Raw genomic sequence first — 23,476 nt, 5'->3', positions numbered from 1 at the left:
AATTATTTCTTTACTCTCGGCCGACGAACGCCACTCCTCACTTTCCGCTTCTTAATTTTGCCACTAGGAAGCAACCCCCGAACCCCCTGCTTTTTGAAACGCTTATAAGCCGAACCGCCCCAATCACTGAGAGAATGACTCATCGCACCGAGTTCCAACCCCAAAAACAGGGCGATATATTCAGTATCGTATTGCACGAGCGATCGCCCCACAATTCCACCAAAATCCTGCCAACTAAAACTCAGATTGCACAACCTTTCGGCAATTACCAAAAGGAAAATTGCCAAAATAGCTAGCAAACACCCCAGATAAAGTATCCGTAGAATCGTGCCGATAATCGGTCCGTGGGATAAAAAAGAACGATGTCGGAGACTTTTTTGATAAGGTAGCCAAATCCAGCGCAAGAAACCCCAGCGTTGGAATTGCACAGAGTAAATATCCAAATCGGGGCCAAACATCAGCCCGCCAAAGAGAAACCCGGCTGCAACCAACAAAGTCGCATTGCTACTGCGAGTCTGCCAAAAAGTAACGCCCGCCACAATCGGCAGAGCATACATAGTAATGCGATCGTGTGTCCGACCAGAGGGCATCCTAAATCCTGTTAGCGATAGCGGGGCGTTTAGCCCGTGCTGAGTAACTGAATACTGAGTCAGTATAAGAGAAAAAAAGATTTTCTTAAAACTACTAGCGCAATGCGAAATATTTTGCTATATTAGTTAAGGATTAGTAAAAAGGGCGGTTAGCTCAGTTGGTAGAGCGCCTGCCTTACAAGCAGGATGTCATCAGTTCGAGTCTGGTACTGCCCATTAAATAAATTAAGGCTAGAGACAGCTTAGATGCAGTTTCTAGCCTTTTTTAAATTGATTCACAATCTCTAATTGACCAGCTACTAACCCATCTTGCATATCTTCAGAATAGAGAATACTTGCTCTTGTCGATAGGGCACAAGAAATAATTGGCGCTGCTCCCGTTGCGCGATGAATTAGGCTATTAAGGGTACAAATCCATAATAGAGGTAGTGCAGTAACAATCGAATTGATAGCTTAAGCATTTCTTCTGATTTAGAATAGCAAAGAGTTTTTCGATGAAGGCGTGCTAGATAATGTCTGAATCTGGTATTTTCTCAGATCACGAGTGTCATCTAGGTTTTTTTGATTATCTGGTCACAATCATTGATAAAACATGGATCAATTGGGTATCCATCTGTTACGTAAAAATAACATTTCCAACATTTAATAATCTTCCACAATGAAAGCAAAGGTTTTGGCACTAGGGTCTTTTAGAGTCCAAGCTAAAATACCTGGAAGACGATTATGCAACGCCGTCTAATCAATCCTGCGACGAGGTAACTTAGTCCCGCACCTCTGACAAAAGCCAGCATTTACATCATGGAAAGCTAAACCACAACCCGAACAAACTATTTCTACCTGATTAGCAGTTTTCACCACTTGCTTAATCAAATCTCCCACTTGCCAAGGAATCAATGCAATTCCGGTAAAAATCATCAATACTGTTAGCAAGCGTCCTAATTCCGAAATTGGAATAACATCGCCAAATCCCACAGTTGTCATTGTGACAACAGAGAAGTAGAATGCATCCAAAAATGTACCGTAATTTTCAGGATTAACCGGATGCTCCACTTGATAAATTAAACCAGAGTAAATGAAAACAATTGCAAATAACGTAAATAATATTCGCGCAAAAATCATCCCATCTTCACTGCTGATACTAGCGAATAAAAACTTTCTATCTATAAATCTAATTAATCGTAAAATCCGAAACCATCGTAATAGGCGGATAAAGCTAATATCCACCATACCTAGAAAAAATGGCAAAATCGCCATTAAGTCAATAATCGAATAAAAGCTAAAAATATACTTAATTTTGTTTTCCGCACTCCACAGGCGGAGTAAATATTCCACAGCGAAGATGATGACGATCGCAGTATCAGCTACTTTTAACTGAAACCGCATATAATCAGGAATATTATATGTTTCTGCCACAAAAATTCCTGATGATATTAGAACCAAAGAGGCAAGTGTTAAATTAATCGCTTTACCTATTGGTGTTTCTAGGTCTTCTAAGTAAAATTCTGTTTCTTGTCTGCTCAGTAACATATTCGACCATTAATACATCTTAATTCCCAGTTATAACATTAGAAATACGATATTATTAACCATTATCCTTATGTTAACCTCAGCTTATATGAACCCAGAATCTTTTATGCGTTTAGCATTGGCAGAAGCAAAAGAAGGCGATGCACCCTACGGTGCAGTGATTGTTAAAGATAACGAAGTTGTTGCCGTAGCTCATAATACTGTAACGAGAGACAACGATCCATCAGCCCATGCAGAAATCAACGTTATTCGTAGTTTAACAGCTAAACTGAAAAACCCCTCTTTAGAAGGTTATAGCATATATACAACTGGTGAACCTTGTCCGATGTGTGCAACTGCTTGTGTTTGGAGTGGTTTATCAGAAATTGTATATGGTGCTTCCATTCAAGATTTAATTTCAGTAAATCAATCACAAATTAATATATCTTGCGAAGAGGTAATCGATAAGTCATTTAGGAAAATAAAAGTCACAAAAAACATTTTAAAAAAGGAATGTTTGGAATTATTTAAATAAGCTCCCAAAAAACTTCTTTTTAAGAATAGTCTTTTCAAAATAACTCAAATAATCTCGTTCTTTCTCTTGAGTCGACGAGCACTTTGCTCAAGTTTGAAAACCTTGCCAAGCCAAGGTCATACTCTCTGTTTCTGCGGTTTAAAATTAATTTTTTTAACCAATATTCATTGACTTATGTCAATGCCTAAGTCCTAAAATATTTGTATATATTCCATAGTTTTCTGGGTCATAGCAGCAAAAAATTATTTTTTGTGGATGACTATTCTTTTGTAGCTGTTCATCGCATATTTTCACTGCCACCTCAGCTGCTAAAGTTTTAGGATATTTATAAATGCCAGTACTGATGCAAGGAAATGCCAAACTATTAAACTCTTTATCTGCGGCAATTTGCATACATTTATAATAACACTGAGCTAGAAGTTCGGGTTCTCCGTGATTACCTCCTCGCCATACTGGGCCTACGGTATGAATGATGAAGCTTGCAGGTAAGCGATATCCTTTGGTTAGTTTAGCATCACCAATCTTACATCCTCCAAGTGACCTACACTCATCAAGTAAACCCGATCCAGATGCCTTGTGTATCGCTCCATCTACGCCACTACCCCCAAGCAAACTAGTATTTGCAGCATTAACGATAGCATCAACTTCTAACTTTGTGATATCACCCAAAATCACTTCCATAAAACAATTAAGCGTAATCAAGACTAATTTACATACTACAATTATAGTATAAAATCCTATACAGTTTGAGCTTCAAGCTTAACGATCGGTCTGCTTAAGGTGATGAGCGATCGCTTGCTTTTTCCTGATTTATTCAATCATTTTTTGTCTACTTTATCAATGCATAAGTTATGATTTATTCATTTATATAAGTATCTCGGCAAATAATTATGAATTATTTAACTTGGCTCATTTAAATAGGATAAATATGTATTTGCCCAAATCGCAGCTTGAGTGCGATCGCGCAAATTCAACCTGTTTAAAATATTCGTAACATGATTTTTTACTGTCCCTTCAGAAATGTAGAGTTTCTGAGCAATTTCTCGGTTACTAGCGCCTGTAGCAATTAACCGCAAAACCTCTTTTTCTCTAGGAGTAAGTTCAACTAAATTAGATGGTAGAGGCGGTGAATGAGTTGGTGCAACATGAGAAAATTGAGTCAACAGCTTTTTAACTATACCTGGGCCTAAGTGAGTATATCCTTTATGAACGGCACGAATAGCAACAGCTAATTCTTCTGATGGTGTATCTTTTAATAAATAACCCATTGCTCCATTTTTTAAAGCGGCTGACACATATTCATCATCATCAAAAGTTGTTAGTACTAAAATCTTAGTTTTGGCAAAACGTTTTTGAATTTCCTGCGTGGCTGCAACTCCATCCATAATCGGCATTCTGATATCTAGCAATATGACATCTGGCTGAAATTCTGCAACAAAATTAATCGCCTGTTCGCCGTTTTCTGCTTCTCCAACTATTTCTAAATCTGGTTCGAGTTCTAATAATGCTCTTAATCCTTGACGAATTAAACTTTGGTCATCTACGAGCAATACTTTAATCATTATGTTAGCCTTGTTAATGGAATATTAACTGTAATTTTGCAACCAAATCCAAGAGCGCTATTAATATTAAACTTACCCCCAAGTGCTAAAGTGCGATCGCGCATACTATGAAGTCCAAAACCAGTAGTATTTTGCCCTACATCAAAACCTTTACCATTATCCTGAATTATCAATTGCAAATTGCCTTTAATCGTAGTGAGTTCCAATTTAACCTCTGTGGCATACGCGTATTTAGATATATTAGTTAAAGATTCTTGAGTAATCCGGTAAATAGCAGTATTTATTTCAGGTGGTAGAGAATATTCCAGGTTGATTTGATAAATTGGTAATATCCCATTAAAGCGATGAAAATTTTCTGAAAGACTAGCGATCGCATCTTCTAAAGATTGTTCTTGTAAGGGATTAGAACGCATAGTAGAAACAGATTGACGAACATCTTTTAGCGCTTTTGAACCTAATTCCTTTGCGGTTGCGAGAAATGTTTCAGCCTTACCTGGGTTAGATTGCCATAGTTTTAAAGCAGTTTCTAATTGTAGATTTAAAGCAGTCAGAGAGTGTCCTAATGAATCATGAATTTCACGAGCAATGCGGTTACGTTCTTCTAAGGTAGCTTGATTTTCAATTTGCATGGCATATTGACGGAGTTTTTCGTTAGCCAGAGCTAGCTTTTCTCGACTTTGCCGTTCAGACAAAACTGCATTCATCATCAACAACACAAAAACCAAACTTAAGCCAAATACTAGTGACGAATTCAAAATCAAAAATCGATATCGCTCTTGTGCTTGCGGGGATGCTTGAAAATTGAATAACTGATATTTTAGTTGTGTAGTAACTAAAAATAAGGCAAATGACAAAGCTGTAACGAATAAGCGCCCATTTAACTGAAAGATTAGACAACTACGAGTCACTAAAATTATATAGAGAAAAGGGAAAAGTCGAGCAAATCTTTCCCCAAACAGTCCAATTATTAAAATTAATAAAATTTCAATGGCTGTATATATTACCTTAGTTGTCTGGTTATTTCTGGGTAATCTTAAGCCCATTACCGCAAAAATAATCAGACTATAAATTGATAGTTCTGGCAATATGCTACAAACTGACAAGTCTGGAAATGCACCACAAATTGATAGTTCTAGAGGCTTGGGACGAAAACGCCGTAACGGAGGTGGTATAACAGCTGTCAATGCCGCGATCGCTAGTAATGTCCACTCCAGATAAAGCAGAGACGGAAAAGGATGTTTCTTAATTTCAATTGGAAGACTCATTAGTCGCATTGCTCCAGTTATATATAAATTAGAAGTTAATAGTTCCGAAAAATTGAGCAGATATTTCACTGCTTAAATTTTTCGCTGAGTGAGAAATCAGAAGTAAATTTAAAGAACAAAACAGTTAGTTAATCAGCTAAATAATGACTTATAAAATTATCATAATCAAAATTTTCATAATTTATAACTCCTAACTTCTAACTTCTGATTCTTAACTATCTATTGTCAATCATGACTAAAGTCATGGGTATAACCATGACTTTCTCCTCATGTAACTGCTGAAGATAAGTTCTTATGATGGTGGCATCCAACCAGGAAAAACCCACCAGACAAGTAATGAAACTCAAAGCATTATCGCTAGTTGCTTCCGCCATCGCTCTCACTTTAACTGCAACCTCCTTTGCTGTTCACGCTCAAACAGCCTCTCCTTCACCCGTCTTACTTGCACAAACTCCACAAAAAGAAAGAGGCCCTTGGAAAGATTTGGGTCTAACAGATGCCCAAAAAAACCAAATTCAGACGATTCGCCGCGATAGCCGCAGCAAATTTGAAGCAGTTTTGACCCCGGAACAAAAGGCAAAATTAGAGGCAGCGAAACAAGCACGTCGGGCTGAATGGCAAGCGCGTAAGGCTCAGGGGCAAACAGGTCAACGGCAACCCGGTCAACATCGAGGAAAGGGTGGTTTTGCTGACTTAAATCTAACTGAAGCCCAAAAAACCCAAATGCGACAAATCCGCGAGTCTGAGAAACAACAGATTCAAGCAGTCTTAACCCCGGAACAGCGTCAAAAATTAGAGCAATTCCGTCAAAATGCTCCTTCACGGCGTCAACAAGGCAATCCTCAATAATCTTCAAAAAATAATAATTCTGGGGTGGGCAGTGCCGTCCATCTCAATCCCAAAATAGATTATGGTCAAAAATTAACAGACTTCTTGCAGAAGATGCGGAAAGGGGAAAAACTTTATCCCCTTTCCCTTTCCCTATTTATTCCCCTGCTCAATTTAGTAGACTTTCAAGCTAGTTTTGAGTTATGAGTTAATCAAAACTCCTAGCTTGATTAAAATGTCGAAAGAATTCACAATTGGTAGTAGAGTCCGTGTTGTGGCGCTACCAGCTTATGTCAAAACTGCTGAACCTATGCCCATGCTACGCCCCCCTAATGTAATTCATCTTGGCGAAGAAGGTATAATCATTGACCGCAGACCAGGTGGATATTGGGGTATTCGCTTTACTAGAGGGGCTTTTCTCCTAGATAGTCAATACATCGAAAGCACAGATACCCTTCCCGAATCTCAATTAGAATAAGATTTTTCGCAACCAAGAATTGTAAACTTGTGTAAAGTTGTGATTCTGGTTTACACCATGATTTCCCGCCGCACTTTTTTAAGCATATTATTTGCCAGCTGTATTTCTGTCATCAGCTGGCTGAATTTTACCCCTGCTGCTAATGCTCTTGGTGGTAAACTTCCGGCAATTAATCAACCCGCGCCAGAGTTTACTTTGCCAACCAATACAGGTGATGGCAAAATTTCCCTCTCTGACTTGCGCGGTAAATGGCTAGTCCTGTACTTTTATCCTAAAGACTTCACCTCTGGTTGTACTATAGAAGCTCGGCGTTTTCAGCAAGACTTACCCCAATACCTCGAAAAAAACGCTCAGATTATTGGCGTTAGTGCTGATGACATTGATTCCCACGCCAAATTTTGTGATTCAGAGGGACTAAAATTCCCCCTGTTGGCTGACACTGATGGTTCAGTGAGTAAAGCTTACGGTTCGTGGCTTGGCTTTTTATCTATGCGCCATAGTTTTATCATCGATCCTCAAGGCGTCTTGCGCGAGAATTTTGTCAAAGTCAACCCAACTATTCACAGTTCAGAAGTGCTGGCACGACTAGAAAAATTACAGTCCACGGCTTCTTAAATCTCAATTAACAAGACAAGGGGCCTAAGCCCCTTATTTTAACTCACAATAAACCCATATTTTCTGAGTACAGTTTTGGCTTCGCTGCCAGATAGAAACTGGACAAATTCTTTGGCAGCAGAAGGATTTTTACTGCTTTTAATTATTGCTACCGGATAGACAATTGGGGAGTGAAATTTATCATCAGCAGTCACTACGACTTTTACTTTGTTGGAAATTTTGGCATCAGTGGCATAAACTAAACCTGCTTCGGCATTACCACTTTCTACTGCTGCCAAAACTTGACGCACATTGTTAGCAAAGACAAATTTCGACTTGAGGCGATCGTAAAGTTTCAATTTCTTCAAGACTTGCTCGCCATATTGACCGGCGGGTACGCTTCTGGGTTCACCGATCGCAATTTTTTTAATCTTACTATCTGTTAAATTGTAGAAGCTACTGATGCCAACAACATCCTGAGCCACAATCAAGACTAGACGGTTATTTGCTAGGTTGGTACGGCTGCCTGCTAGCAACAGTCCTTTTGCTTCCAAAGCATCCATTTGTTTTTTGCCAGCAGAAATAAAAATATCCGCTGGCGCACCTTGCTCAATCTGTTGCTGTAAAGCACCAGAAGCCCCAAAATTATAACTAATATTGATATTTGATTTACTTTGTTGGTACAAAGGTTTAATTTCTTCCATCGCATCTTTTAAGCTGGCAGCTGCGGACACGAGTATGTTGTTGTTCGACTGTGCTATTACAGGAGAAGGAGTAATCAGTGGTAAACCAAATGCTAGCAGCAAGCCAGCGATCGCTATACCCAGGAAGCCAAAAATTTGTCTTCTTTTCATAGAAAAGGCGTTTGAAAGGTTTCTTCCATAAAATTGATGCTAGGTAAAATAGTACCAAAAATTACCAACATTTAACCAACTAAATCGGTAGTAAATATGCCTAGAAAAGAACAAGGATGGGTCACATTCCAAACCTCAGAAGAGGAGCGAAAGATTTTGGAAGAGTTTTGTGGCCAATCTCAGCGAACTAAGACCGAGATTCTCCGGGAACTGGTACGTGGTCTTAATCAACACTCTTCACCATCAAACTTGCTACCATCCATAAACACAGAAGAGGAAGATATCTACACTCAAATGCCTGAGATAGAAATTAGTTTTCAAAAGAAACCACTCAAAGTTAGCTCTCGCAATATTCTCAAGGGTGTTGTTAAGCGAGTTGTTACTGGAGCCGTTAATAGTGAAGTAACGCTAGAGATTGTTCACAAAGTTGAGTTAACTTCAATTATCACCAGAGTATCGGTAGAAGAGTTGGATTTGTCTGAGGGGAAAGAAGCTTATGCCGTTATTAAGTCCAACGATATAGTTATTGCCAGGGAATAGGCTGTGGTGATGTCTCTGAACCATTGCTTGAGGTAGGTGTAGACATCACTATTCTTGCTAACAATTTTCGTAGGGTGTGTTATCCCGGAGGCTAACGCATCGATGGTCTACTTTAATAAAACCAGTCTTTAAGGTGGATGAACGAGTATCTGAGGTGGATGAATAAGTATATTTGCAATTTTTGTGGGCACAACTTGTCATTCGCTCAAACCCATGTGTTTACATTGTAGGCTGTGTTTAACCTACGGTTATACCCTGAACAAGGTTTTTAGCTATGCAGTCTAGAAATTTATTTCAGAGCGGTTAAACAACGCAGATACTTAAACTGAGCTACTAATTTGCAACTAGTAGCTCAGTGCAAAAATTTTCCACCACTTTTTCCTGTACTTGATTCACAATCATAGAAACAAATTCGTTAAGGTCTAATGGCTTAAGTAAATATTCTTCAAACTCTACATCTGGAATTTGGTCACAAGTACCTGTGGTAGAAGTTGAAGTGACAATGATTGGGATATGATTTCCATTGTCTGCTTTTATAGCATTCAATGTATTTAGCAATGTATAAATACTTTCACCTAAAAACCTAATTTCGCTGACAAGGATGTTGGGCGTGAAGCAACTCAGTATTTCTAAAGCTTCTTTTACAGAACCAACGGTAATCACATTTGCGCCCAGGTCTTTGAGTAAAATTGCGTACAAATCTCTACTATCGCGATCGTTGTCTACAACGAGTACTTTTACACCTTTGAGTATCCCAACTGCCAAGCAAAAGTCATTGATTAAATTCATAACAAGACCTGCGATTAGGACTTGAAGTGCAAAGCGATCTGAAAAACCCGTAGTCTTAAGGAGACGAAACAAGCGGATAAGTCAAATAAAAAGTAGCAGAGAAGCACTTAATGCTTAAAATTACTAGGTTCTATTCTTGTACTATGAGCGGGTGTTGTTTGATTTCCTAAATGAGTTGATTAACTACGACACAAAACGTAGGAAAACTTTTCAATTAACTGAAAATAGCTGTAAAGGGTTAACCAACAAAATTATTGCCATTCCCTGTCCTCAAGTTCCTTCTGAGGCAACAATAAGGTGGCTTCAATTTCCTGCCTGATAGCAGGCGTCACTTCACAATTGCTACGCAGGCAATCGAGTAGTAGCTGATTAGCATCATAGTAACGTTGCAGTACTTGCTCTTGTTCAGGGCTAAACCGCCACTGGTGGTTAATGTTGCGATAATTAATCACCGTGATCTTTAACTGTTCAGCCCAGGCTGAATAGTTCGTCTGCCACCATAGCCTAAACCGTTCTTGATTTTGATGAGAATTGGGAAATTGGTCAGAGAGTTGTTGCAGGGATTTATAAAGTCCAACATCAAGAACAATGCCCAGAATGACCGAGAGAGCATCTCCACAGGCGTGGATGTGGGCAAAGTCCTGGCTCCCATCAATTGCACACTCCACCAGCAGGTCATCTAATGCTGTATCCAGAAACATCCCCTGGTCGAGGCTGGCGGCTAGGGCAAAGTGAGGAGCTACGTGAGGAGTGCGACTCAAGGCCAGGTAAAATGCTCTCACTGTTGCATCTTTTGGTTGGGTGGGAAGAGTGCGAGATTTTTGGCTAGCCCAGGTCAAAAATTCTTGTAAATAAGGGTCTTCGGCAACCATTGTATCAATCTGTTGCTTCATCAACAGTACCAAAGAGTCTGCACTCCGGAGCATGGTAGCTGTCAACAAGAAGATTTCGTGCCAGTGCGGGTCGGTGATGTGACTAACCAGTCCTGCGAGCGCTTGTTCCAATGCCTGTAAGTTATGGCTGGCAACGATTTTCCTCGCTGTGAAGTATTCATGAAAGGCCAGATAGGAGAAAGAAAAAATCCCCCGCGCCCGTTCTGCCAGTAGCCCATGTTGAGCCTCAATTGCCTTCAGCGCCGCTTCGCTTTCTATTTGCAATTCTTCTGCATCCATTGGCACGTTGGTCAGATTCTGAATATAGTCACCAATGTATTGCTCAACGACGCGTTGCTGAAAAAAGTACTGACCGTCCTCAAATGTCGCTGCGGCAATTTGACTCAATAACTTCAGCTTTTGTGGTAATAAAAATCCTCGGTAAACCTCATCCCGTTCAATGCCTCTGGCTTCATCCCATTTGCCCAACAGAAGGTCTAAACCTTGCTTATAAAAGTCAGTCCGCTTAGTCGGAAATTTTTCTTGACTGTGAAACACCCAGCAGGCAAGATGCAGAAATAGGGGTGTGACGACGAGTTGGCGAAATTGCCAGTTTTCAGCTAACTCTAGCTTCTGCATAAACTCAACGGACTGGGCCTGACCATCTTCAGTATTGGTCTTGGTAAAGGCGACAAACCATTTTTGAGCGAAGGCTCGGATTTGTTTTGAGGTAAATGGGGCAATTTCAACATCGGTAAAACCTCGGAGTCTAAGTCTTGGAGATGCTGTTCGACAGGTGGCCACCAACTGATTTTTGTGATACTTCTCTGAAAATCTGCGAATTTCGCTTAAGATAGCATTGCTTTGTTCGTTAAGAACTTCATCCATGCCATCAAGCAACAGTAACACTCTGCCTGCATTCAGCAAGGTTTCGATGACTGAGGGATCGGAAATTCCAGATGTGAAAAACTCCTGGCAGATGTACTTTAATAGGTTGGACTCGTTGGTGACTTTAGATTCTTGGGCAAAATTTCTCAGTGTGATAAAGATTGGCACCTGCTTCGCTGCAAATTCGCCTTGGTTACAGTGAATGGCGAGATGTTGTAAAAAGGTGGTTTTCCCTACTCCTGGTTTCCCTAGCACCCTGATCTTGGAGTATGTTTCAACTGCCCCTATACCAGGTATCTGTTTCTGGTCAACCTCACTTAAGCCAAAACGGTCAAATTCTTCTCGAGCAAGGTTTTGCAGTTCAGTGATTTCTACGTACTGAAGACTTGCAATTTCCTCCAAAATATTCACATCTATATATATGTCATTGATCGCAACTGGATGGCTGATATCCAATAACTGCAAAATCCCACACTGGTCTTGAATTTTGTCGAAGCGTTGCGATCGCACTTGTTGCACTAATGTATCAATATCCAGCACAGAGGGCTGGGTGTATTCTTCTAGTTCACGGAATTCTGCCGGCGGATTGCTAGCAATCTCCCGCCAATTCAGTTCTAATATAGAACAAATTTCAATAAAGGTATGACGCTCAACCGGACGACCACTAAAAAACCGCCAAATTGGTTGTCTAGTCTTGAGGTTAACTTCCCCTGCTAGATTGTGTTGTGTCCATCCTTTGCGAGCAAATGCTTTTTTAGCTTCTTGAATCCCAGTTAGTGAGACTTGGAGCGATCGCTTGACCATAGGACAAAACTCAGCCCCTAAAATTATAAATTTCAGCTTTTCTTAATATTTTCAACAAATATTCTAACTTTTTTATGATATCAAAATTATACTCATTGAAATTTATACAAAATGCCAGATTATACTCTCATTTTTTTAAACTTTTGTCACAAACTCAAACGTTATACGTTCATCTGATATATTTAAAGCTTTTGACAAGACTTGAAATCAAACATATATCTGTAATACTTAAATATAGGCTGAAAGATTACTTGCTAGATTCTAAATTTAGAATTGCATAATGTATATAGATATTATCTCACTATATCTTTGTATTGACAAAGTTTTGGTCATCCAAATAAATGGCTAAGTTATTTCTATTATTTGATTTGTGCTTATTGACTCCTATGATGTCCGCCAAATCAAGCAGAATAAACAGTATATAGTGGGAACTTCAGTATTTAAACCCAGGACTAAAGTCCTTACTAATAACATTTTTTATTCAGCTTGATCAATCGGATATGATGTCCAACTTTAATATAAAAATATGAGTTACTTATCGATTAACAAAATATATGAAATTATTGCTCTGGCTGAATTAATTTATGGAAAAATGGAATCTGGGAGAACAAATAAACCAGAAACATTTATAGATAAATTGTCTAATTATTTAGAGGATTTCAACATCACAGGAAGATATTCAGTAAATGTCCTACAGAAATATATTCATGAATTCTCTGAGGAAGAAAAAGCAGAGGTAATAGCCCTGATGTGGCTTGGTCGAGGTGCATCAGGTGAACTACCAGAAAACTTACCCAATTTGGTTAAACAAGTAGTAGAGCTAATACCTCAAAATTATGTAACAAGTTATATTATCGAAAAACCCCTTTTAGCAAAATATCTGCGAGACGGGCTTCAAAAACTAGATATTTGGACTTCTGCTTTATCCTGAAAAATCGTCAGAACATCAGGCTGACACTGTTTGACTAGTGCAATGATGTCTCTGGCTTCTTCTTGATATAAATCTTCGACGTAGCCACTTCTAGAAAATTGTGCCTCTTTTTCACTTTCAAAAGGGCCAAAGTAATAAGTGCAGTGCGGAACAGCAGTGTTAATTTCTACCAGGGCGGCCGCATCATGTCAATAAGGAAACTCTATTAAGAATAGAGTTAAAATCAATGTCATTAAGTTTTGCTTATTGCGAAAATTTTAGGCGATCGCTTTGGGGCTTAAAAAATAATCAAGCGCGAAATCCTGATTTTTTCGTTGGTTCTTAACCTTCGTTGTGATCAAGAGTAATTTAGATGCGTTTGCCCTGTAATTTCTACCCACCAGGCAAATTCTGAATGATTAGATTGAAATAAATTCATCATGGATACCAATGATTAATTAAACTTGATTAAAGATAAATCTAAAACAGGCGTAGGTTGGGGAGCCACTGCGCCCTTGCGGTTTACTGTTACTATGACATCCTAGTGTTATAAATCATGTTTTAGTAAGCGGTTGGATAACGTATAAGTTGTATAAGATGAGCGAAAAAATTTAAATAATTTAAAATACAGTAACATTTCAGAGTTAAGAGTTAATGGAAAAATCTTGTTAGCGACAATCCAAAATTTTTTATCCGGTTTGCTGTGCATTGTAAAGTTCGTAATATATTATACAATAATTTTAATTATTTTTACTCACCATATTAGCCCTGCAATTCATTGCAAAGCTAGTGTGGTAAAGGTTTTAGTTATTTCACTTTTTTAAAACTACATGAAAGGAATTTAAATACCCAGTAATGGTTTTAGCTAGGGTCTTCTGCTGTTTTTTTGTAGTTATTGCCATTACTTGATATAATCTTCCTTCAGCAACATACATTCTACTTTTAGTGATTTTCCCTCCAGAATTGATGTACTCAATTTCTTTGCCAGGATGATTATTTGAACTACGAATGTTTCTTTGACTAATTAAATTACTTTTCGTAGTCTTTAAAGCCATATCCCGTGCATTATTAAGTACAGCTTGGGGATCAGCCATTTGACCGTAACTATAAGGAAAATCATTGTAAGCAACTATGTATGCTACTTGCTGTTTTGGTGGTTGAGCAACAAATATTTCTAAAGTAATTTCCCCCATGTAAGTTTTTTGGTATTCGGTATTTCTGTTGGGGCTTCCCGGCATCAAAATCGAAAAGCGTCCATCGGGAGCAGTGTATAACTTCCATTGTGGCTGCACGGGTTGAGAAACGGTTGGTTTGACAACAGCTACCGGAGGTTTGGATTGACGTGCTTCCACCAAAACAGAGCCACCACAGACAATGGTGGCGGCTATTAGTGGCAACAGACTTTTAATTGTCATATTTTTTGCCTTTTGAGATGCTGAACTCACTGATGATGCCAGCTGTTATAACTTAGCAGCACATAAAGCAGCACCTATTAGGCCAACTTGCGGGTTGAGGATAACAGACACAGGAATATCTTCCAGAAGGCGGCGCATCCTACCTTTTTGGGTGAAATTTAATAAGAAACCGCTATTTAGGATTAAAGGCAGGATTTTGGGCGCAATTCCACCAGCAATGTATAAGCCACCATAAGGTAGGAGTTTCAGGGCGAGATTGCCGGCTTCTGCACCATAAGCTTCTATAAATAATTGCAAAGTTTGTTCTGAGAGGCGATCGGTACCTTCCAATGCAGCTGTACCAATAACAGCACCAGCATCAACACTTTTCTCTTCCTGTCCCGCTTCTTGTTCCCAAGTTCTGACGACTTGGGCAATATCTGGTGATTCAGTGGCAAATTTGCGATCGCGCAGAAATTGGTAAATTGCCACAATTCCCATTCCAGAAACGACGCGTTCCACAGAAAGGCGCTGGATATCATGTTTACCCAGCAGGTATTTCAACAGTTGAAACTCGCTCTCGTTACGAGGAGCAAAGTCAGCGTGTCCACCTTCTGAGGGAAAGACTTGATAATCGTTTCCTTGTTTAATTAAAAATCCTTGCCCTAAGCCAGTACCAGCACCAATAATTGCAATCGGGGCTTCGGGTTTAAAATTGCCAACTTGCAACGTGTGCAAGTCTTGTTTTTCTAAACCTGAAATGCCATAACCAATCGCTGCAAAGTCGTTAATCAAAGAAATGTGCGGGATACCCAATTCGTCTTGTAGACGTTCGGTATCCAGGAACCAGACTAAATTGGTTAGTTGGGCAGTATTTTTGACAATGGGGCCAGCGATCGCAAAACAAGCTTTTTCTGGTATGGGTGTATTAGCTTTGAGCAAAAACTGCTGCACTATGGGTACTAAATCAGGAAAATCAGCACTGTGGTAACTTTCCCGATAAATAGGATGTAAAACTGATGAATCTGATGTTTCAACCAATTGCAGAATAGTTTTCGTCCCGCCGATGTCTCCTGCTAGTAATAAAGTCATAAAATTTATTCGCGAATTAATTACTTTTTTTGTAGGATATACCCAACGTATCAGAAGCCATGAACGCAAATCTCTATCAGAGGTTTAAGCAAATCGAATAACTTCTTCTATATGGGTTAGATGGGAAGTATCTCCCGTTAGTTCTAATAACCATTCTGGGTCTTGACGTACCACTTTTACTAGAGAACATAAAGAAGCTTTAACTTCTGTTTTGGCAATTTCCCCCACTAGCCCCATTGCTCCCCCCAACACAGATGCACCATGCGCTACTAGTAAAATATCCTCTGGAAAGAACTCACTAGCTAAACATCTAGCAGTTTGTCCAGAACGTTCTCGCACTTTTTCATGAGTTTCAGGATATTTGGCGGCGATGCGCGAGGTATAGCTGCTATCAATTTTGGGGAATAACTCTGCTAATGCTGGAGTTGAGAGTCTTTCGGGTTCTTCCGTCATCCAAACTGGATTTAGCCATTCACTCAAGCCTGTTTCGAGTTTAATTGGCAAGTTGAGCTTTTCTGCAACTGCGTTTGCCGTTTGTATAGTTCGCAGGAAAGGAGAAGCGAAAATATGTCCAATCTTTTCTCGTTTCAATCGTTTAGCTAACTGCTGTGCCTGCACCATACCATCATCAGACAAGGGTGGATCGTAGCGTCGTTCGGCGGTGATAAACCAATCGGGGTTTACGAAATCGAGGCGGTTAGCGTGTCTTGCTATCCAGATTATTTGACTCATGGGTTTAATTATTCCGGTGAATAGAATTCGCCGCTAAACAAATATATAGATATCTGCAAGGAGGGCTACAAATATTAATATATGACAAAAATCGTAATAATATTTAATAATAATAATGATTAGGAAAAGTTATAAGTGCTGTCAATGTAGCTTTTATTAAAGCCTTTTTATCCAAGTTTCTAAAGCAATATCAACTAGTTCATTCAAAGTTTTTCGAGATTTAATAGTATTTTGATACTCTTGATGTCGTCTTTTGTCTTCGTTGATGTATTCCGTTTCACTCACTTCTTTGCTACCTATTTTGTACCTTATACCTCCTGAATGACTCCATAATATTTTCATTTTAACTCCCCTTTGACGCTGTTTTTCAGTTTGACTAACTGCTTTTGTACGAATTCCTTTTGGTACATGACCTTCAATTAAAGTATGATTTTCCCAATCTGTCCAAATTTTCATTCTACCAATCTTTTTCCCATCAGAATAGTTTAAAGGCAACCATAAAAATAATACTGGCTGTCCCTTACTATCAGAACAAATTTCAGCACAAAAACAACTTGTTTGTTTTCCATATTTAATGCTTCCAGGCACAGAAATTTCTTGCATACGTCTATCAAATATAAGAATTTTATGCCGGATATTTATTAACTGTTCTTGTTGCTGAAGATTACAAAAACTCAAAATCTTATCAAGTCCTTTTGGTTGCTGAGGAAGATCATCAATAGAAATATTGTTTTCTTTATAATGAATTTCTACCTCTGAAATTTTTTGATTATCAATATCTCTTAAATATAGATAAAATCTTTCATCATCTGTCAAAATTTCAAAACGTAAAAACTCAATAGAAAGACAGTTATACTTTCTATCTGTAAAATTATCTCTATGAAATCTGGCTGTAATCGCTATTAAACTAATGGGTTGTCCATAATCAACCTCTTCTTGAAAGGGTTTATTCTCAAGTATAGCTTCATAATATCGAGTTAGTTGCTGAACAATATATCTGTCTTCACCATTTTTCAATTCCAGCACTACTAACTGTCTCTTCTCATTCAAGGCTAAAATGTCGCAAATTTGACCTTTAACATAATATTGTCGCTTTAGCGGAATTAATCCGAAAAGTTTCTTTAAATTCGCCCAGACAAAATCTTCTAAATCAGCTTCAGTCGCAAATTTCCAACTATTACCCGCTTTTATTAAATTCACGAAATCCATTATCTGGCTCTAACTTGAGTAAATTACTACCTTTAGTATTCCCAAAGCTAGATATTAATTTATACAATTGCTTACAACTTCAACCATCCAAATAGTTGCCCTACAGTTAATTGAAAATCATTAACTAAATCGGGAACTGGTAATATTTCTTGTGATTCTTGTAAAAGTTCTGGTTGCTGCTTTGGTGGATAAACTAAAACAGAACGCTCATCTGGATCAATCAGCCAACCGAAGCGACTACCATGTTTTAAACAATGTAGAATATTTCCGGTTACTTTAGTCTGGCTTTGATCTGGTGAAAGAATCTCAATTGTCCAGTCTGGATACGTATGAAAAATATTTGCTACCTCTCCACGTTCATCTAAGGGAATCCTTTCCCAAGCAAACACAGCTACATCAGGAACAATTGAACGTCCGCCAAAAGTACACCGCAGTTCTGGAAAAGCAAGGGCAATTTTTCGACTTTCACCTACTTCATTTATACCTGTGACTAACTTACCCTGTAATTTGCTATGTTTTCCTTGAGGCATTGGCTTTTGAATAATTTCACCGTTGATGTATTCTGAGCTAGGCTTTGTTTCTGGTAGTTTCAAAAACTCTTCTAAATTTAAGGGTTTAGTTGGTGATTTTACCATGTGCTTGTACCTCCCGATTTTTGATTTAATTAATCACCCTAAATAAGCTTTTTTAACTCGCTCATCACTAATCAATTCTGATGCTGCACCTGTTAAGGTAATAGAACCAGCTTCCAAAACATAACCGCGATCGGCAATTTGCAGCGCCAAATTCGCGTTTTGTTCAACTAACAAAATAGTCACACCTGTAGCACGGAGATTTTCAATAATAGAAAAGATTTCTCGGACGATCGCAGGTGCTAAACCTAAGCTAGGCTCGTCTAAAAGTAACAGTTGTGGTTTACTCATGACAGCGCGAGCGATCGCTAACATTTGTTGTTCACCACCGCTCAGAGTTCCTGCTAGTTGATTGCGTCTTTGTGACAAGCGGGGAAATAGTTCAAATTGGCGCTGAATATCTGCTTTTATCTCCGCTTGGTTAGAACGAATATAAGCACCCAAAAGTAAATTATCAAATACTGTTTGCCGCGCTAATACTCTGCGTCCTTCAGGACAATGGGCGATCCCAAGTTGTACAACTTCGTGAGTTTGGCGGCGGTTAATATTATGTCCATTATAGATAATTACGCCACTCGTAGGATTAACTACTTTAGATATGGCGCGGAGTGTAGTAGTTTTACCAGCACCATTAGCACCAATTAGAGTAACTACCTCGCCTTTTTGAATAATTAAATTAATCTTTTTCAAAGCTTGGATGCCGCCATAATTAACATCAAGTTCTTGAAATTCTAAAATTGTATAACCTGGTCTACTATCGGATTTCATCGGCGGTTTACATCTAGAAATGTTGATTTAAAACCTAACATACATTAATCATACATTTCTTAAAACAGTGCGTAGGCATAGCCCATTGTAGACATTGCTTCAACTTAAAAACCAACGCCAGAATACTGTAATCTTTATGGTGTACTATTAATTACTGATAAAGATATCAAGTGTCCTGTGGGAAAAGCAGCAGATATTGGTAGCAAAGGACTAATTAATTTAGCTCCCGATGCATGGGTACAGTGGGTAACACAACGTCCTGAAGTCGTGGCGAAAGAAATTCTCGGCTCTGAGTTTCATTGGATTAGCCGCGAAACAGATGTGTTGGTGAAGGCATACAGTGCCACTCACGGGGATTTTCTAATACTAAATGAACTACAACTGCGTTACACAACACAGATACCTTTACGGATGAGAGCCTATGCTGCCTTGGCACAAGAACGCTATCGATTGCCAACTTACCCAGTATTGATCAACATTTTACCGCCCTCATCCACCTTAAATATTGTCAATAGTTACGAGCAGGAATTTTTGGGATTACGTGCCATCCAAGATTATCGCGTGATTAATTTGTGGGAAATCGATGCTGAAATAGTGTTTGAGCAACCACTACCATCGTTGTTACCCTTTGTGCCAATCCTGCGAGGAGGGGGAGAGGTATCAGTTGTGCAACGCGCATTACAGGCGCTACGAGCAGATGCACAGTTGAACCAATTAGAATCATTGCTGGCGTTTTTTGCTAGCTTTGTTTTAGACACGCCTTTAGTGGAAGAAATCATGAGGTGGGATATGGCAGTATTGCGAGAATCGCCTTGGTATCACGAGATTGAGCAAAGAGGTATTCAAGAGGGCGCGCGACGGCAGTTAATCCGAGTATTGGAACAACGCTTTGGCGAAATTTCCCATGAGGCAGAAGTAAGGCTTGAGGGTAAAAATGTAGAACAATTAGAAACTTTAATGGATAGTGCGATCGCTGTGAGTTCTTTAGACGAATTTCTCACAATTATATCTGCCTAAATTATTCAAATCTTCAAGAGAATTGGATATGCGATACCTCCGGTAAGCTGCGCTAACGCTCAATCCAAAGACTGATTGCCCTCTTGCTTTCTTAAAATTGCACCGAAACTGTTCCCAAAACTGTAAACGGTGCGGCAGGATACACACTGTCTATACTATCGGCACTTTCAAAGTAGTAAACATCAAATAAGTTCTTGATATTCAGCCCAACTCGCCAGTTGTCGCGGCGGTAATAAACCGCTGCATCGGTTCGCACATAGCTGGGCAACGTGAATGTATTTTCTAAATCACCCCACCTTGTTCAGCTAAGAAGGGGGCAAGTTGCAGCGACATCAACTCTAGCACCTTCGCCCAGTCTTGCACCCGACAACTGGGTAAGATGGGTAACGCAGATTCCAAATCTCGTTGCTGGGGAAATTCTCACCAGTGAATTTCAGTGGATTAGCCGAGAAAGTGATGTATTAATCCGTGTCACAAGTCCCCAACACGGAGAATTTCTGCTTCTCAACGAGTTGCAATTACGTTATCAATCCAAAATGCCACGTCGGATGCGTGCATACGCTGCACTTGCGGAAGAAAAATATAACTTACCAACATACCCCGTTCTCATCAACATTCTTAAAACCGGTAACAACGAAATACCCACAAGCTTTAGATCAAATATTGCTGGATTACGGGCAATACAAGATTATCGGGTAATTAACCTGTGGGAAGTCGATGTCAACATTGCTTTTGAACAACCTTTACCTTCTTTACTGCCGTTTGTACCCATTCTCAAAGGTGGTGAAAATGAATCTACTATTAGAGAAGCATTGCAAATTCTCCGTGCTGATCAACAACTAAACCAACTGGAAACAGTCTTAGCTTTTTTTGCTACGTTTGTTTTAGAGAGTGCCCTAATTCAAGAAATCATGAGGTGGGATATGACTGTATTACGTGAGTCGCCTTGGTATCAGGAAATTTTACGCGAAGGAGAAGCACGCGGTGAAGCACGCGGAATACTTTCTAGTATTGAAATTAATTTAGAGTTGAAATTCAGTGATAAGGGGTTACAGTTAATGCCACAAATCAACCAAATTAATGATTTAGAGCGTTTGAAGACAATTTTACGGAATGTTGTAACTGCAAATAATATTGAGGAATTGCAACAGATTTTGTAATTTAAGACAGATGATCAGATATCATTCATTTCCCAAATAAGCCTCAATCACAGCCGGATTATTTCTGACTACAGATGGTTCACCCAAAGCAATTAATTGTCCAAAATCTAATACAGCAATGCGATCGCACAAACCCATAACCAATGGTACATGGTGTTCAATGAGGATGATCGTTAAATTGAAGCGATCGCGCAGACTACGAATAAATTCACTCAATTGCTGCTTTTCGTTGGGGTTCATTCCCGCCGCTGGTTCGTCGAGAAGTAAAATTTGCGGTTCTAATGCTAAAGCACGGGCAATTTCCAGACGACGCTGATCGCCGTAAGCAAAATTTTTGGCTTTTTCGTCAGCGCGATCGCTTAATCCCACCAAATCCAATAAATCTAAAGCTTTTTGTTTAGTTTTAAATTCTTCAGTAGGCGCTGGTGGTAATCCCAAAACTCCTTTAATCATATTACTTTTAGTGTGTAAATGTCGGGCAATTATCACATTTTCTAACGCCGATAATTCTCCAAACAAACGAATATTTTGGAAGGTACGGGCAATACCTAAAGCAGCAATTTGATGAGGACGCAGTTGGGAAATTTTTGCACCTTGATAAATTAATTGACCGCTAGAAGGTGGAATGAACGCAGTAATCAAATTAAACAGTGTTGTTTTGCCAGCACCATTAGGGCCAATCAGTCCAAAAATCTCATGTTTATTTACACTAAAAGATACATTATTTACCGCCACTAAACCACCAAAGCGACGAGTTAATGCTCTTGCTTCTAAGACAATATTGCTGTTAGCTGCTGGAATACTATGTGACATTTTTGCATATTATTATGAATAGTAAAACTTATGCAATAACTCTCTAAAACTTTTCTTACTTCGCGCTCTTTGCGTCCTTTGCGGTTCGTTTTTTCCTTTGAAAAATATCTGGAGTAATTAGCCCTTGGGGAAAAAAGATTGTACCTATTACTATGAGTAAGCCAAAAATAATTAATCTCCCATCGCGCAAAAATTGTGCTAACCAATTAGGTAAACCACCAGTATCAGCGAGGCTTCGCAGAATTTCTGGTAAGGCTGTAAATACCATACCTCCAACTACTGGCCCTAAAAAAGTTCTCGAACCACCAATTAAAACAAAAGTTAAATATATAATACTGGCATCAAAAGTACCTTGACGAGCATTCCAGGTATTGAGGAAGTGAGCGCTAATTGCACCTACAACCCCTGCAAGTATAGCCCCTAGTGTAAACGCCAAAACTTTGTAATAAGTGGGATTAATTCCCATTGCACCCGCAGCTAATTCATCTTCGCGGATAGCAATGAAAGCCCTTCCGACGCGGATGCGTTCTAAACGATAAAGCAGCACCATACTAATTAATAATAAGGGCAGAGCAATCCATAAATATTCAAGTTGTGTTTGGAAAGGTTGAGGAATGCCAAAAATTCCAACAGCACCGCCTGTAATATCTAGATTCAGGGAGATGACGCGCAGAACTTCCACAAAAGCGATAGTTGCGATCGCTAAATAAATTCCTCGCAACCGTAAAGCGGGAATCCCGACTATTACACCCAATAAACCACAAACTATACCAGCAATTAACATCTCCAATAACAACAATGGAATGGGAAATAAACTACTGCTAGATGTTAAAACTTTTGTGGATAAAATTGCTGCAATATATCCACCTAAAGCATAAAATCCGGGACTAGCTAAAGACAACTGTCCTGTCATTAGCGGTAAGTAAAGTGATAATCCTAGTAGTGCCCCCAATACCATAGAGACAATTAAAGAAGCGTAAGTAGCGAAAAAATCAGTCATTTTGAAATATTGTGATTAAGCTTAATCAAACTATCGCTATTCTCACCTATTAAGCTGTTAATATTTGGTCTGCTGTCAGAGCCAGTTCAGGAAAAGTTTGTGATCCAATCCGTTCTGAACCTTTAAACAGTGTCCGTTGGTATTTTCCCTCAGCATCTAATAAAAAAACAAATACAGCCGGAACTTTTGGATTTCCCAAATACTCTCTTAGCCCAATTGCCAAATAATCTACAATCCAATATTCTGTAATACCTAAACGTTGATATTCATCTTCCCAATTAGTTGATGTCACCTCTACAGCTAATTGGATGGGTTCTTCAAGTGCAGCATAAGCAGAACGATTTGAGCGCCATTTATCTTTATCTATGACACTTACATCATGCTTGCGCCCTTGCTCTATGCCATTAGCAGTTATAGTTTTAAAGACTGCTGTGTTTTTTACTACGTAATTAAGATTTAAACGTTTAATTTCATCTTTGAAAGAGTCAGCCGTAAAGTCAGCGACATCATCATGATTTCTGGTTGCACGCACCTCTACAATTTCTCCATCTACAAGTTCATATAAACCTTCTTCTGGACACTGTTCTAAAAATTGCTCGAAAGTTAGTTTTTGTCTGGTGTATGTTTTCATAGTGCTACGCCTC

At 39.1% G+C, this 23,476-nt stretch carries 27 protein-coding genes, 1 tRNA gene and 1 pseudogene; 9 read left to right on the top strand and 20 right to left on the bottom strand.

Annotation, left to right across the window (positions count from 1 at the left end):
- Positions 1-2: 2 nt before the first annotated feature.
- Positions 3-590, bottom strand: coding sequence for a metal-binding protein (locus tag NLP_RS00890; RefSeq protein WP_104904741.1), 588 nt, complete (start codon positions 588-590; stop codon positions 3-5).
- Positions 591-733: 143 nt separating this feature from the next.
- On the opposite strand from NLP_RS00890, the gene NLP_RS00885 reads away from it, so the two are divergent.
- Positions 734-806, top strand: a tRNA-Val gene (locus NLP_RS00885).
- Positions 807-982: 176 nt separating this feature from the next.
- Here the strand turns inward: NLP_RS00885 and NLP_RS34510 are convergent.
- Positions 983-1,120, bottom strand: a pseudogene (locus NLP_RS34510) (IS1 family transposase); the annotation flags it as partial.
- A gap of 205 nt (positions 1,121-1,325) precedes the next feature.
- Entirely contained in the window at positions 1,326-2,117 is a 792-nt protein-coding gene (locus tag NLP_RS00875; RefSeq protein WP_104904740.1) for an ion transporter, read from the bottom strand.
- Between the two features lie 88 nt (positions 2,118-2,205).
- Here NLP_RS00875 and NLP_RS00870 point away from each other — a divergent pair, with 88 nt between their 5' ends.
- Positions 2,206-2,631, top strand: a complete 426-nt coding sequence (locus NLP_RS00870; RefSeq protein ID WP_104904739.1) for a nucleoside deaminase — start codon at positions 2,206-2,208, stop codon at positions 2,629-2,631.
- Positions 2,632-2,808: 177 nt separating this feature from the next.
- On the opposite strand, the gene NLP_RS00865 is transcribed toward NLP_RS00870, so the two are convergent.
- From NLP_RS00865 to NLP_RS00855, 3 genes are all read right to left on the bottom strand, one after another.
- Positions 2,809-3,312, bottom strand: coding sequence for an O-acetyl-ADP-ribose deacetylase (locus NLP_RS00865; RefSeq protein ID WP_104904738.1), 504 nt, complete (start codon positions 3,310-3,312; stop codon positions 2,809-2,811).
- A 218-nt stretch (positions 3,313-3,530) separates the two neighbouring features.
- Complete coding sequence (locus NLP_RS00860; protein WP_104904737.1) at positions 3,531-4,193, bottom strand: response regulator; 663 nt, start codon at positions 4,191-4,193, stop codon at positions 3,531-3,533.
- On the bottom strand, positions 4,193-5,458 hold the full coding sequence (locus tag NLP_RS00855) for a sensor histidine kinase (protein WP_104904736.1): 1,266 nt from the start codon (positions 5,456-5,458) through the stop codon (positions 4,193-4,195). Before NLP_RS00855 ends, NLP_RS00860 begins: the two co-directional genes overlap by 1 nt.
- Positions 5,459-5,794: 336 nt before the next feature.
- Here NLP_RS00855 and NLP_RS00850 point away from each other — a divergent pair, with 336 nt between their 5' ends.
- The 3 genes from NLP_RS00850 (at position 5,795) to NLP_RS00840 (ending at position 7,379) form a co-directional block, all read left to right on the top strand.
- A complete protein-coding gene (locus tag NLP_RS00850; RefSeq protein ID WP_104909723.1) occupies positions 5,795-6,307 on the top strand; it encodes a Spy/CpxP family protein refolding chaperone in 513 nt (170 codons plus the stop codon).
- 214 nt (positions 6,308-6,521) lie between these two features.
- Positions 6,522-6,764 carry a regulatory protein SipA gene (sipA, locus tag NLP_RS00845; protein WP_104904735.1) on the top strand — a complete coding sequence of 81 codons (243 nt, stop codon included), beginning with the start codon at positions 6,522-6,524 and terminating at the stop codon, positions 6,762-6,764.
- A gap of 57 nt (positions 6,765-6,821) precedes the next feature.
- Positions 6,822-7,379: a peroxiredoxin gene (locus tag NLP_RS00840; protein ID WP_104904734.1), complete on the top strand. Its 558-nt coding sequence runs from the start codon at positions 6,822-6,824 to the stop codon at positions 7,377-7,379.
- A 38-nt stretch (positions 7,380-7,417) separates the two neighbouring features.
- On the opposite strand, the gene modA is transcribed toward NLP_RS00840, so the two are convergent.
- A complete protein-coding gene (modA, locus tag NLP_RS00835; RefSeq protein ID WP_104904733.1) occupies positions 7,418-8,212 on the bottom strand; it encodes a molybdate ABC transporter substrate-binding protein in 795 nt (264 codons plus the stop codon).
- Positions 8,213-8,308: 96 nt separating this feature from the next.
- Between modA and NLP_RS00830 the strand changes: the two genes are divergently transcribed.
- Positions 8,309-8,752 carry a TOBE domain-containing protein gene (locus NLP_RS00830; protein WP_099102301.1) on the top strand — a complete coding sequence of 148 codons (444 nt, stop codon included), beginning with the start codon at positions 8,309-8,311 and terminating at the stop codon, positions 8,750-8,752.
- A gap of 333 nt (positions 8,753-9,085) precedes the next feature.
- On the opposite strand, the gene NLP_RS00825 is transcribed toward NLP_RS00830, so the two are convergent.
- Together NLP_RS00825 and NLP_RS00820 are read right to left on the bottom strand one after the other, a co-directional pair.
- Positions 9,086-9,541: a response regulator gene (locus NLP_RS00825; RefSeq protein ID WP_104904732.1), complete on the bottom strand. Its 456-nt coding sequence runs from the start codon at positions 9,539-9,541 to the stop codon at positions 9,086-9,088.
- A gap of 251 nt (positions 9,542-9,792) precedes the next feature.
- Positions 9,793-12,105: an NACHT domain-containing protein gene (locus NLP_RS00820; protein WP_104904731.1), complete on the bottom strand. Its 2,313-nt coding sequence runs from the start codon at positions 12,103-12,105 to the stop codon at positions 9,793-9,795.
- A gap of 526 nt (positions 12,106-12,631) precedes the next feature.
- Between NLP_RS00820 and NLP_RS00815 the strand changes: the two genes are divergently transcribed.
- Complete coding sequence (locus NLP_RS00815) at positions 12,632-13,036, top strand: DUF3775 domain-containing protein (RefSeq protein ID WP_104904730.1); 405 nt, start codon at positions 12,632-12,634, stop codon at positions 13,034-13,036.
- On the opposite strand, the gene NLP_RS00810 is transcribed toward NLP_RS00815, so the two are convergent.
- The 7 genes from NLP_RS00810 to NLP_RS00780 form a co-directional block, all read right to left on the bottom strand.
- Positions 13,000-13,200 carry a DUF1816 domain-containing protein gene (locus NLP_RS00810; RefSeq protein WP_234017338.1) on the bottom strand — a complete coding sequence of 67 codons (201 nt, stop codon included), beginning with the start codon at positions 13,198-13,200 and terminating at the stop codon, positions 13,000-13,002. The genes NLP_RS00815 and NLP_RS00810 overlap by 37 nt on opposite strands.
- Before the next feature lie 627 nt (positions 13,201-13,827).
- On the bottom strand, positions 13,828-14,430 hold the full coding sequence (locus NLP_RS00805) for a hypothetical protein (RefSeq protein ID WP_104904729.1): 603 nt from the start codon (positions 14,428-14,430) through the stop codon (positions 13,828-13,830).
- A gap of 45 nt (positions 14,431-14,475) precedes the next feature.
- Positions 14,476-15,501 carry a glucokinase gene (locus tag NLP_RS00800; RefSeq protein WP_104904728.1) on the bottom strand — a complete coding sequence of 342 codons (1,026 nt, stop codon included), beginning with the start codon at positions 15,499-15,501 and terminating at the stop codon, positions 14,476-14,478.
- Positions 15,502-15,585: 84 nt separating this feature from the next.
- On the bottom strand, positions 15,586-16,233 hold the full coding sequence (locus tag NLP_RS00795) for a histidine phosphatase family protein (protein WP_104904727.1): 648 nt from the start codon (positions 16,231-16,233) through the stop codon (positions 15,586-15,588).
- Positions 16,234-16,389: 156 nt separating this feature from the next.
- Positions 16,390-17,433: an endonuclease NucS domain-containing protein gene (locus NLP_RS00790; protein WP_234017150.1), complete on the bottom strand. Its 1,044-nt coding sequence runs from the start codon at positions 17,431-17,433 to the stop codon at positions 16,390-16,392.
- A gap of 80 nt (positions 17,434-17,513) precedes the next feature.
- The gene (locus tag NLP_RS00785; RefSeq protein ID WP_104904725.1) at positions 17,514-18,077 is read right to left on the bottom strand and encodes a Uma2 family endonuclease; all 564 of its coding nucleotides are present in this window, start codon (positions 18,075-18,077) and stop codon (positions 17,514-17,516) included.
- 33 nt (positions 18,078-18,110) lie between these two features.
- The gene (locus NLP_RS00780; RefSeq protein WP_104904724.1) at positions 18,111-18,842 is read right to left on the bottom strand and encodes an ABC transporter ATP-binding protein; all 732 of its coding nucleotides are present in this window, start codon (positions 18,840-18,842) and stop codon (positions 18,111-18,113) included.
- 177 nt (positions 18,843-19,019) lie between these two features.
- Here NLP_RS00780 and NLP_RS00775 point away from each other — a divergent pair, with 177 nt between their 5' ends.
- Positions 19,020-19,859 (top strand): DUF4351 domain-containing protein, encoded by an 840-nt coding sequence (locus tag NLP_RS00775; RefSeq protein ID WP_104904723.1) that lies wholly within the window; start codon positions 19,020-19,022, stop codon positions 19,857-19,859.
- Positions 19,860-19,950: 91 nt separating this feature from the next.
- Here NLP_RS00775 and NLP_RS00770 read toward each other — a convergent pair whose 3' ends face one another.
- Complete coding sequence (locus NLP_RS00770) at positions 19,951-20,115, bottom strand: TonB-dependent receptor (protein ID WP_234017149.1); 165 nt, start codon at positions 20,113-20,115, stop codon at positions 19,951-19,953.
- A 13-nt stretch (positions 20,116-20,128) separates the two neighbouring features.
- Here NLP_RS00770 and NLP_RS00765 point away from each other — a divergent pair, with 13 nt between their 5' ends.
- On the top strand, positions 20,129-21,019 hold the full coding sequence (locus tag NLP_RS00765; protein WP_234017148.1) for an Rpn family recombination-promoting nuclease/putative transposase: 891 nt from the start codon (positions 20,129-20,131) through the stop codon (positions 21,017-21,019).
- A 21-nt stretch (positions 21,020-21,040) separates the two neighbouring features.
- On the opposite strand, the gene NLP_RS00760 is transcribed toward NLP_RS00765, so the two are convergent.
- Genes NLP_RS00760 through NLP_RS00750 form a run of 3 tightly spaced genes read right to left on the bottom strand, consistent with a single transcriptional unit; the run spans position 21,041 to position 23,463 of the window.
- Positions 21,041-21,832, bottom strand: coding sequence for an ABC transporter ATP-binding protein (locus tag NLP_RS00760; protein ID WP_104904721.1), 792 nt, complete (start codon positions 21,830-21,832; stop codon positions 21,041-21,043).
- A gap of 55 nt (positions 21,833-21,887) precedes the next feature.
- The gene (locus tag NLP_RS00755) at positions 21,888-22,832 is read right to left on the bottom strand and encodes a branched-chain amino acid ABC transporter permease (RefSeq protein ID WP_104904720.1); all 945 of its coding nucleotides are present in this window, start codon (positions 22,830-22,832) and stop codon (positions 21,888-21,890) included.
- 49 nt (positions 22,833-22,881) lie between these two features.
- A complete protein-coding gene (locus tag NLP_RS00750) occupies positions 22,882-23,463 on the bottom strand; it encodes a Uma2 family endonuclease (protein ID WP_104904719.1) in 582 nt (193 codons plus the stop codon).
- Positions 23,464-23,476: the final 13 nt, after the last annotated feature.

It is taken from the genome of Nostoc sp. 'Lobaria pulmonaria (5183) cyanobiont', from assembly GCF_002949795.1.
GTDB lineage: Bacteria > Cyanobacteriota > Cyanobacteriia > Cyanobacteriales > Nostocaceae > Nostoc.
This window is presented reverse-complemented; position numbering and strand designations above follow the sequence as displayed.